The sequence below is a fragment of the Polaromonas sp. P1_G4 genome, assembly GCF_056405475.1.
The window spans coordinates 1-9,632 of the sequence record NZ_JBFUCA010000123.1 but is presented as its reverse complement, the minus strand read 5'-3'; the positions used below and the strand labels follow the sequence as shown (position 1 = coordinate 9,632).

The window sequence follows — 9,632 nt, the reverse complement described above, 5'->3', positions numbered from 1 at the left end:
CCTTTGAATTCGCCGCCGCGACCGAAGCCAACGCCAACCAGGGCGGGCTGTTCGACATGTCCGACTCGCACGCGGCCAGCACCCAGGAGCCGGCGCTGGTCGAGGCCATGCCTTTCGGTGTGAAGGCGCGGCTGGTACTGGAAAAAACGGCGATCGGGTTTTACCTCTCAGGGCACCTGTTTGACGAGGTCGAAACCGAAGTGCGCCAGTTCGCCAAACGCAAGATCGAGGACCTGATCGATTCGCGCGAACCTCAGCTTCTGGCTGCCATTCTGAGCGACCTGCGCGTTATCAACGGCAACCGCGGCAAGCTGATCATTTTCAAGCTCGACGACAAGACCGACGTGCTTGAAGCCTCGGTGGACGAAACGACCTTCAACGCCAACCGCAACCTGCTCAAGGACGACGAACTGGTGATCGTGCAGGGCACGCTGCAGGGCGCGTCGGAGCGCTTCGGCCGCCGCTTCAAGGTCACGCAGGTCTGGGACCTGGAAACTGCCCGCTGCAAATTTGGCAAGTACCTGCGAGTGGCGGTCAATGGCACCACGCCGGATATTTCACGGCTGGTCAGGGACTTCCCGCCGCGCCGCGAGATGTCAGACCAGGGAGAGCTAAGCCGCGGCTTGCCGGTGCGCTTGAGCCTCAGGCGCCAAGGCGAGGCGGGCGGCGTGGCAGCGGAGCTTCATCTGGGGGAGGCAGCCAAATTCTTCCCGACCGATGCCGCACTGGCCAGCTGGATGGCGCAGGCCGACAAGGGGCTGGTGCAGATTGTTTATGAGTGAAACAGGCCTCTAGGCCAATAGAGACGAGCGCAAGCAGCTATAAAAAAGGTAGCGCTTGGCTTAGTCCTTGGGTCCGAATTCAACGGGAAAGTCTGTAATCACCTTGCCGTTTTCGTCTGGAGGAATGCGTTCTGCCTTCTCTACAGCCCGGAGAACGGCCTCGTCCCAAGCTTGCACTCCACTGGATTTGCTCAGCTTTGAACTCATGATAAGTCCTGTGGAAGAGACTTTCACCTGGACGATAGCTTTCGGGTTTCCCTGAATACTTTCAGGATTTGCAAAGGTGATGTTGCGCTTGAACAAAGCGGCCAATCGTCCTTTGTAATTTGCCGATGGACCGCTGGCCTTTTGAGCCGTACCAGTGGCCTCGGCGCCGCCGGTGGCGCCGGCCTGGCCCATCATCCGTTTGAGGTTTTCGTCACGCAGCTTTTTCGCCGCAGCGTCAGCCAGCTTTTGCTTCTCGTCGTCTTTCGCGTCCTGCTTCTTCGCTTCGGCCTTTTTGGCGTCTTCGGCGGCTTTGCGCTTGGCCTGCTCTTCTTTGGCCTTCAGTTCTTTTTCTTTCTTTGCCAACTGCTCAGCCTTGAGCTTTTCCTGTTTCAGTTTCTGCTGGTTCTCGGCTTCTTTTTGCTGCTGCAGCAGCTTGCGCTTTTTCTCCTGCTCCAGCGCGATGTCGACATTGGGCGCTGGCGGCGGTGTCTTCACTTCCGGTGTTGGGGGCGCGGGTGGAGGCGGTGGTGGGGTGGGGGCTTCCACCAGCCTGGGCGCCGCCGCCTGCGGCACGCTGGACCAGATTTCGGCATCGAACGACACGGCCTTGTCGCTGTGCTTCCAGTTGATGCCCCAGGTCAGCGCGGCCATCAGCAGGATGTGGGCAAGCAGGGCCAGCCCGAATGCGCGCAACGACCCGCTGTCGCGGGGCGGTCCGAATTCGAGGCGGTCTGCGGCGCTGGGCATGGCGGGTTGCGGGCGGCTACTTGTTGCCGGTTTGCACGGAAAGGCCTACGCGCGACACCCCGGCTTTTTGCAGATTGTCCATGACCTGGACCACGGTTTCGTACTTGATCGATTTGTCGGCGCTGATGACCACGGGCACAGCTTCGGCGCCGACGGCTTTCACGGCCGGCTCCAGCCGGGCGATGTCAGCTGCGACGTTGCGCACGTTGCTGGGCACGCTGTCGGTCTTGATCTTGATCTGCACGGTTTCATCCTTGCTGATCAGGATCTGCACCGGATTTTGCGGCTGGCTGGGCGCCTTGCCGACCTTGGGCAGCGCGATCATGCTGGGCGTGATCAGCGGCGCGGTCACCATGAAGATGATGAGCAGCACCAGCATGACGTCGATGAACGGCACCATGTTGATCTCGCTGATGGTGCGCCGGTTGCGGCCGCGGCGGGAATTGACTGCTGGCATGGCGGTCTCCTAGACGGACGGCCGCAGCGAAGGGCCGCCCCGAGCAAGGCCAGCCCCTTTGGGGGGCAGCGTATTACACGAAGTGAAAAGCGTGGGGGCCAACATTTCAGTGGCCGGAGGGTGATTGGGCGCCCAGATTGCGCTGCAGGATGTTGGAAAACTCTTCGATGAAGGTTTCGAGCCGGTTGGCAACGCGGTCGATGTCATGCGAGAAGCGGTTGTAGGCCACCACGGCCGGAATGGCGGCGAACAGGCCGATGGCGGTGGCGACCAGCGCCTCGGCAATGCCCGGTGCCACCGTGGCCAGCGTGACCTGTTCCAGGGCCGCCAGGCCGGTGAAGGCGTGCATGATGCCCCAGACCGTGCCGAACAGGCCGACGTAAGGCGAGACGGAGCCAACGGTGGCAAGGAAGGAGAGATTGGCTTCGATCGCGTCCACCTCACGCTGGTAGCTTGCGCGCATGGCGCGGCGCGCGCCGTCCAGCAGGGTACCGGCGTCGGTGATGCGGCGCTCGCGCAGCTTCTGGTATTCACGCATGCCGCTGGCAAAAATGCGTTCCATGGGGCCGGAGTGCTTGGCGTTTTGCGCAGCACCGGCGAAAAGGTCGTTGAGGCTCGTACCCGACCAGAATTCGCGGTCGAATTCATCATTGAGCTTTTGCACTTTTTTCAGGGCAATGATCTTCCTGAAGATGGCGGCCCAGCTGGCAATGGACACGCCCACCAGCAGCGCCACCACGGCCTGAACGACCCAGCTGGCATTGAGGATGAGGCTGACGATGGAGAGGTCTTGATTCATGTTGAAGCTTTGCTCAAGTTTTTAGGCTGTCAAGAATGGCAGCAGGAATCCGCCTGGGCTGCAGGCTGGCGGCGTCGACCCAGCCAATCCGTATGGTTCCTTCACAGAGCAGGACGGGTGGCAGTCCCTCTTCTTGCTCTGTTTTTAATAGCACCTGCTGCCCGATTATCATGGACGCGCGGCCTGCTTCGACCAGGCTTGCCGTAACAATGAGTTCATCGTCCAGGCGGGCAGAGCGATGGTAGCGGATGCTGGTTTCTGCCACCACAAATATGCCACCGGTACTTTCCCTCAGGCGCTGTTGTTCAACACCGAGTGATCTGAGCCATTCAGTGCGCGAACGTTCAAAAAATTTCAGGTAGTTCGCGTAAAAAACAATGCCGCCGGCGTCGGTGTCTTCCCAATACACCCTCACGGGCCAACTGAATGTGGCCCCCACGCTTTTCACTTCGTGTAATGCGCTGCCCCCCGAGGGGGCCGCTGCGCCTGCGGTCTGGCGAAGCCAGTCCCGCGGCCCCTGCTTGAAAGGACTTCCGCCTACGTTTGACTTGATCGTCCTCTGACTAGGCAAGGGCAGCCTCCAGACGGGCGATGGCTTCCTTCAATTGGTCCATGGAGTTGGCTGTGGAAAACCGTACGAACTGTTCGGGTGCCGCATGCCCGAAGTCACGGCCCGGCGTGACGGCCAGGTGGGCGCGGTTCATGAGCTCGAAGGCGAAGTCCCAGCTGCCGCTGACGCCCAGTCTGGCGGCCGCGGCGGTGCAGTCGGCGTAGGCATAAAACGCGCCGTCCGGCATCACCGGAACCGTGAGCCCCAGGCGGTTGAGCTCGGGGATGAAGTAGTCGCGGCGCGCCTTGAATTCGGCGCGGCGGCGTTCGTACTCTTGCAGGCTCTCCGGCTCGAAGCAGGCCAGGGCGGCATGCTGGGCCACGGTGCTGGCGCAGATAAAGAGGTTTTGTGCGATGCGCTCGATCACCGGCGCCAGCGCTTCGGGCACCACCAGCCAGCCCAGGCGCCAGCCGGTCATGTTGAAGTATTTGCTGAAGCTGTTGATGCTGATCACGCTGTGGCCCAGCTCGCCGGGCATGGCCAGCGCCGAATGGCCGAAGTGCTCTTCGTAGCTCAGGCCCAGGTAGATTTCATCGATCAGCGTGATGCCGCCGCGGCTGTGCACAAATTCGTGGATGCGCTGCAGCTCTTCCGGTGCAATCGAGGTGCCCGTGGGATTGGACGGGGAAGCCAGCAGCACGCCGCGTGTTTTGGAGTTCCATGCCGCTTCCACCTTTTCGCGGGTCAGCTGAAAGCGTTCTTCGGCGGTGGTGGGGACCAGCACCGCATTGCCTTCTGCCGCACTGACGAAATGCCGGTTGCAGGGGTAGCTCGGGTCGGGCATCAGGATTTCGTCCCCCGCCTCAATCAGGGCCAGGCAGGCCAGTTGCAAGGCAGCGGAGGCGCCCGCGGTGATGATGATGCGGTTGGGCGCCACCTGCGCCCCGAAGCGGGAGGAGTACCAGCCGCTGATGCGCTCACGCAGTGCCGGCAAGCCGGTGGCCTGGGTGTATTGCGTGGTGCCATGTTCAATGGCACGGGTTGCGGCCTGTTGCACCAGAGGCGGCGCCGTGAAGTCGGGCTCGCCGATGTTCAGGAAGATCATGGGCGATGCGCTGTGCGCAAATTCCTGCGCCAGCGCAGAGGCCGCTTTGGCAACCTCCATGACATAGAAGGGCTCAATCCGCTGAGCCCGCTGGGCGATTTTCAAGGCTGGCCTTTCACGGGGCGAGCCCCTATCGGGATTTGTCGGCAGCGACTTCAACGGCGCGCAGCGAGGGCGCCATTTTGTTCAGGACCCCGTTGACGTACTTGTGGCCGTCGGTGCCGCCAAAGGCTTTGGCAAGCTCGATGCACTCGTTGATCACGACACGCCAGGGTACATCGAGGCAGTGGGTGAACTCATAGGCGCCTATCCACAGCACAGCATGCTCCACCGGCGATATTTCGGCCATGGGCCGGTCCAGCAGGGGCGTGATGTTTGCATCGAGCGTTGCCGCGCCTTCGATGCAGCCATGCAAAAGCGCATCGTAGTGGGCGGAGTCGGCTTTGTGAAAACCCACGAGGTCTCGGGTAAACGCGTCAATCGAATCCGCTTCGTTTCGGCCTACCAGGTGCTGGTAGAGCGCCTGCAGTGCGAACTCGCGTGCGCGCGTGCGGGCGGATTTGTCCGCCGCCTTTTTGACGCCGGTGTCGGTCAGGCCGGTGCGGGTTTGGGGCGGGCGTTTGGGTTTGGTGATGGGGTCTGCCATGAAGTGCCAGTCAGGTTAAGGGATGCAGGAGCAGGCGCTCAGGCAATTTCATTGATCAGGTTGGCCATTTCGACGGCAACGCGGGCGGCGTCGCGCCCTTTGTCGACCTGCCGGGCTTCAGCCTGTGCGACGTTTTCCGTCGTGAGTATGGCATTGGCAATAGGCAACTGGTAGTCAAGCGCCAGGCGCGTGACGGCGGCGCCGCTCTCATTGGCCACCAGTTCGAAATGGTAGGTCTCACCGCGAATGATGCAAYCGAGGGCGATCAACGCGTCGTATTTGTTGCTTTCGGCCAAGGCCTGCAATGCAACAGGGACTTCCAGTGCGCCGGGCACCTTGACGTGTTTGATGTTGTCCTCTTGCACACCCAGCGCGGACAGCTCGTGTTTGCAGGCTTCTGCGAGCGCATTGGTAATGCTTTCATTGAAGCGCGCCTGCACGATGCCAATGGAAAGTTTTTTGCCGTCAAGCTTGTCGCCTGAACCTTTTTCTGCTCCAAACACGGTGTATCCCTTTGATTGATTTTTGTGGAACGAAGTGACTAGTCTTTGGTGGTATAGCCCACGATCTCAAGGCCGTAACCCGTCATGCTCGGCATGCGGCGCGGGTTACCCATGAGGTTCATCCGGTGCACGCCGCATTCACGCAAAATCTGTGCGCCCACACCGTAGGTTCGCAAGTCCATGCGGCCGCGTTCGGGTGCCTGGCTGGCGCGCGCGGTGCCTTCAAACTGGGCGAGCAATTGCGCCGCGCTTTCACCGCAATTGAGCAGCACGGCAACGCCCCTGCCTTGTTCTGCGATGTGTTTGAGGCTCTGGTCGAGACTCCACGAATGCATGGAGCGGCCCGTTTCAAGAACGTCCAGCACCGATAGAGGCTCATGTACCCGCGCGGACACGACGTCATCGGCAGACCACGCACCCTTGACCAGGGCCAGGTGCAGGCTTTGGCTGGGTTTGTCCCGGAAGGCATGGGCGGTGAATTCGCCAAAGGCGGTTTGCAGTGTGCGGCTGCCGATTTTTTCCACCAGCGAATCGTTGCGGCTGCGGTGTTCGATCAGGTCGGCGATGGTGCCGATTTTCAGGCCGTGCTCCGCCGCGAATACCAGCAGGTCTGGAAGCCGGGCCATGGTGCCGTCGTCTTTCATGATTTCGCAAATGACGGCGGCCGGTGAGCAGCCGGCCATGCCGGCCAGGTCGCATCCGGCTTCGGTGTGGCCGGCGCGCATCAGCACACCACCATCGACAGCCTGCAGCGGAAAGATGTGGCCGGGCTGGACCAGGTCGGTGACCCTGGCGTCTTTGGCCACGGCGGCCTGCACGGTGCGGGCGCGGTCGGCGGCTGAAATGCCGGTGGTCACGCCTTCGGCGGCTTCAATGGAAACGGTGAAGGCGGTGGAGTGCTTGGTGCCGTTGCGCGTGGCCATGGGCGGCAACTGCAGCAGCTCGCAACGCTCGCGGGTCAGGGTCAGGCAGATCAGGCCGCGGCCAAAACGCGCCATGAAGTTGATGGCCTCGGGCGTGACGTGGTCTGCCGCCAGCACAAGGTCGCCTTCGTTTTCACGGTCTTCTTCATCGATCAGGATGACCATACGGCCGGCGCGCATGTCGGCAACGATGTCTTCAACAGGGGAAATGGCTGTGGTCATGGTTCAGGGCTTTTTTAGGATGTTGTTATGGGTGTCGCCCAGCATGCGCTCGACATAACGCGCGATCAGGTCGATCTCGAGATTGACGTCGGAGCCTGCGGCCAGCCGGCTCAGTGCAGTGTTCTGCACGGTGTGGGGAATGAGGTTGATGCTGATTTCCGTGCCGCCCGCGTCGCCAGCCAGGTCGGTGACGCGGTTGACGGTCAGGCTCACGCCGTTGACGGTGATGGAGCCCTTGTAGGCCAGGTACTTKCCGAGCTCGCGCGGGGCGCGAATGCGCAGCTCCCAGCTTTCGCCGACCTGGGCGAAATGCGTCACGCTGCCAATGCCGTCAACATGGCCTGAAACGATGTGGCCACCGAGGCGATCGTGCGCACGAAGGGCTTTTTCGAGGTTGATGGGGCCGGTTTCCGCCAAGCCGGTGGTTTTGGCCAGGGATTCGGCGGAAATGTCGATGGTGAAGCGATTGAGGGGAAGGTCCAGTGTTGTGGCCGTCATGCATGCGCCGTTGAGCGCGATGCTGTCGCCCAGGCCCACGTCATCAAGGTAACCCGCAGGCGCCTCGATGGTGAGGCGCTTGCCGTGGTCTGAAGAGCTGCCCAGGCTTTGGATGGCGACGATGCGCCCCAAGCCGGTAATGATTCCGGTAAACATGGTGCCATTTTCGCAGGGAATCCGGGCGCGGCGGCGCAGACAGCGCCAAAGGCCCGGAAAAGAGGGTGTTCAGCCGTGATTCACAAGGCTTGTGCAGGCACGCGTGGGCCGGTTCAGACGTCTATATCTAAGGGAAAATGGCCGTAACCCAATGGTTACGGGCGCAAGCAGCTATTGTTTTGATAGCGGATATGGGTGTTTTGCGAGCGTTCGCAGGGAAGACCGATGTCCACCATTGCGCTAGAAAGCTTCCCGGCCCGCCAGGCGAGCGACGATACGCAGGTCGGGCCCGACCCTGTCGGTAGACAGGAACTGGAGTTGGAGCCCGTTCGCGAGCGTTTGCAGGGGTTCCAGGGCAGCCATGCCCTGGCCAGGCCCAAGCAGCCTGGGCGCGAGGTAAACCAGGAATTCATCCACCAACCCGCTGCGGATCAGCGATGCGTTGAGCTTGCTGCCGGCTTCGACATGCAGTTCGTTGATTTCGCGCTGCGCCAGGTCTTTCATCATGGCCGCCAGATCCACTTTTCCCCGGGCGTCGGGCAGGCAGGTGACCGTCGCACCTTTGGCGACCAGCGCGGCTTCTTGTGGCGAGCCTCGTGTGGCGGTGTAGATCCACACCGGACCTCCTGACTGGAATATCCTGGCACCAGGCGGTGTTTGCAGCAGACTGTCGACAATCACGCGGCAGGGCTGCACCTGCGTTTCCACCAGCCGCACGTCCAGCTGAGGGTCATCCTCCAGCAGGGTCCCGATGCCCGTCAGCACGGCGGAGGCCCGGGCCCGCCACGCGTGGCCGTCTGTCCGCGCCTCAGGCGAGGTGATCCACTGGCTCTGACCGTTGGCCAGCGCCGTGGTGCCGTCCAGCGAAGCGGCAACTTTCAGGCGGACCCAGGGGGTTTTGCGGATCATCCGGCTGAAAAAGCCGATATTCAGTTCCCTGGACTCCTCGGCGCCCGGCCCGACCTCCACCTCGACGCCGGCGGCCCGCAGGCGCTCAAATCCCTGGCCGGCCACCAGCGGATTGGGGTCCGCTATCGAGGCGACCACCTTTTTGATGCCAGCGGCAGTCAATGCATCACAGCAGGGGCCTGTTCGTCCGTGGTGGGAGCAGGGCTCGAGGGTGACATAGGCGGTGGAGCCTTTGACCGAGTGGCCTTTATTCGCTGCATCGCGCAGGGCCATGATTTCGGCGTGGGGGCCGCCTGCCTGCTGGGTATGGCCAGTTCCCAAAATTTTGCTTCCACCTGAATCGGTCAGGACGCAACCTACGCGAGGGTTTGGCGCGCTGAGATACAACGCCTCTTCGGCCACACGCAAGGTCTGCAGCATCGCTGGGTTCATGATGGATTTTCTAACGGGGCAGATTTAAGCTGAAAGGTTGTAGGGTCAGGGATTTCATTCTGAGGCAAAGCCCATTTCCAGCACCCTGCGACTGGCGACTATATTCCCTTGCCTTGTCGCGGGGGTCATTTTCGTCTGCATAAGCGCCTCTATGATTTCGGCTTGCTGGCTTCGGCTGATTTCTGGTCTCGAAGAAATGATGTTCATATCCAGCAAACGGCCATCCTCTGCAATCCATATTTCTATGACCAGACGACGCAGTTTCAGGCTTGTTGCAGTTTTGTCCGGAAAGTTCCAGTCGAGCATCGGAAGGGCCGGCTGGTCGACCTCTTCAATGTCAAAAAAACGAACATCAGACATGCCGGGCTTTCTCGGGCTGGTGGAAGAAAGCTCCTGGCCGGGGGCAACCAAACCTTCAGCAGGCGCTGGTTTGATAGTTGCCGCAAGCTTTTCAGGCGGTATGGACTCGGTGGGTTCTGCCTGAGCAGCATTGCTGGGCTCGGTCATGACCCGAACGACCATGCTGTGATTCGCCGGACGTGCCGCAGTTGCAGTTTTTCCGGGTTTTTCGATGGATTGCGATACGAACAACAGCACGCTACCGTGCATGAGTAGGGAAGCAATGGCCGCAATCACCCAGCGGTTGTGCTGAGAAAAACGTCTTTCCTTCTTATGTTTCACCGGTTGGTGCGGCTG

11 protein-coding genes and 1 pseudogene are annotated in these 9,632 nt (G+C 61.2%); 1 reads left to right on the top strand and 11 read right to left on the bottom strand.

What is annotated here, in order from left to right:
* A pseudogene (gene dnaE, locus AC1D1X_RS08425) lies at positions 1–782 on the top strand (DNA polymerase III subunit alpha); the annotation flags it as partial.
* Between the two features lie 60 nt (positions 783–842).
* On the opposite strand, the gene tolA reads toward dnaE, so the two are convergent.
* The 11 genes from tolA to AC1D1X_RS08370 all read right to left on the bottom strand — a co-directional run.
* Positions 843–1,484 carry a cell envelope integrity protein TolA gene (gene tolA / locus AC1D1X_RS08420; RefSeq protein ID WP_477668961.1) on the bottom strand — a complete coding sequence of 214 codons (642 nt, stop codon included), beginning with the start codon at positions 1,482–1,484 and terminating at the stop codon, positions 843–845.
* 268 nt (positions 1,485–1,752) lie between these two features.
* Complete coding sequence (locus AC1D1X_RS08415; protein WP_477668962.1) at positions 1,753–2,193, bottom strand: biopolymer transporter ExbD; 441 nt, start codon at positions 2,191–2,193, stop codon at positions 1,753–1,755.
* A gap of 106 nt (positions 2,194–2,299) precedes the next feature.
* Positions 2,300–2,992, bottom strand: coding sequence for a protein TolQ (gene tolQ / locus AC1D1X_RS08410; RefSeq protein WP_457280238.1), 693 nt, complete (start codon positions 2,990–2,992; stop codon positions 2,300–2,302).
* Between the two features lie 13 nt (positions 2,993–3,005).
* Positions 3,006–3,440, bottom strand: a complete 435-nt coding sequence (gene ybgC, locus AC1D1X_RS08405) for a tol-pal system-associated acyl-CoA thioesterase (RefSeq protein ID WP_477668963.1) — start codon at positions 3,438–3,440, stop codon at positions 3,006–3,008.
* A 115-nt stretch (positions 3,441–3,555) separates the two neighbouring features.
* Entirely contained in the window at positions 3,556–4,752 is a 1,197-nt protein-coding gene (locus AC1D1X_RS08400; RefSeq protein ID WP_477668964.1) for a pyridoxal phosphate-dependent aminotransferase, read from the bottom strand.
* A 25-nt stretch (positions 4,753–4,777) separates the two neighbouring features.
* Complete coding sequence (gene nusB, locus AC1D1X_RS08395; protein ID WP_477668965.1) at positions 4,778–5,293, bottom strand: transcription antitermination factor NusB; 516 nt, start codon at positions 5,291–5,293, stop codon at positions 4,778–4,780.
* A 38-nt stretch (positions 5,294–5,331) separates the two neighbouring features.
* Complete coding sequence (ribH, locus tag AC1D1X_RS08390; protein WP_477698127.1) at positions 5,332–5,796, bottom strand: 6,7-dimethyl-8-ribityllumazine synthase; 465 nt, start codon at positions 5,794–5,796, stop codon at positions 5,332–5,334.
* Positions 5,797–5,834: 38 nt separating this feature from the next.
* Entirely contained in the window at positions 5,835–6,941 is a 1,107-nt protein-coding gene (gene ribBA / locus AC1D1X_RS08385; RefSeq protein ID WP_477668966.1) for a bifunctional 3,4-dihydroxy-2-butanone-4-phosphate synthase/GTP cyclohydrolase II, read from the bottom strand.
* Positions 6,942–6,944: 3 nt separating this feature from the next.
* The gene (locus AC1D1X_RS08380) at positions 6,945–7,595 is read right to left on the bottom strand and encodes a riboflavin synthase (RefSeq protein WP_477668967.1); all 651 of its coding nucleotides are present in this window, start codon (positions 7,593–7,595) and stop codon (positions 6,945–6,947) included.
* A gap of 240 nt (positions 7,596–7,835) precedes the next feature.
* Complete coding sequence (ribD, locus tag AC1D1X_RS08375; RefSeq protein WP_477668968.1) at positions 7,836–8,936, bottom strand: bifunctional diaminohydroxyphosphoribosylaminopyrimidine deaminase/5-amino-6-(5-phosphoribosylamino)uracil reductase RibD; 1,101 nt, start codon at positions 8,934–8,936, stop codon at positions 7,836–7,838.
* Between the two features lie 54 nt (positions 8,937–8,990).
* Positions 8,991–9,632, bottom strand: a 642-nt coding sequence (locus AC1D1X_RS08370) for a hypothetical protein (RefSeq protein ID WP_477698126.1), incomplete at its 5' end; no start/stop codon positions are given.

Excerpts from the sequence above, each read along its gene's own strand:
- AC1D1X_RS08415 (WP_477668962.1), bottom strand. The coding sequence starts at position 2,193 with ATGCCAGCAGTCAATTCCCGCCGCGGCCGCAACCGGCGCACCATCAGC.
- tolQ (WP_457280238.1), bottom strand. The coding sequence starts at position 2,992 with ATGAATCAAGACCTCTCCATCGTCAGCCTCATCCTCAATGCCAGCTGG.
- nusB (WP_477668965.1), bottom strand. The coding sequence starts at position 5,293 with ATGGCAGACCCCATCACCAAACCCAAACGCCCGCCCCAAACCCGCACC.
- ribBA (WP_477668966.1), bottom strand. The coding sequence starts at position 6,941 with ATGACCACAGCCATTTCCCCTGTTGAAGACATCGTTGCCGACATGCGC.
- ribD (WP_477668968.1), bottom strand. The coding sequence starts at position 8,936 with ATGAACCCAGCGATGCTGCAGACCTTGCGTGTGGCCGAAGAGGCGTTG.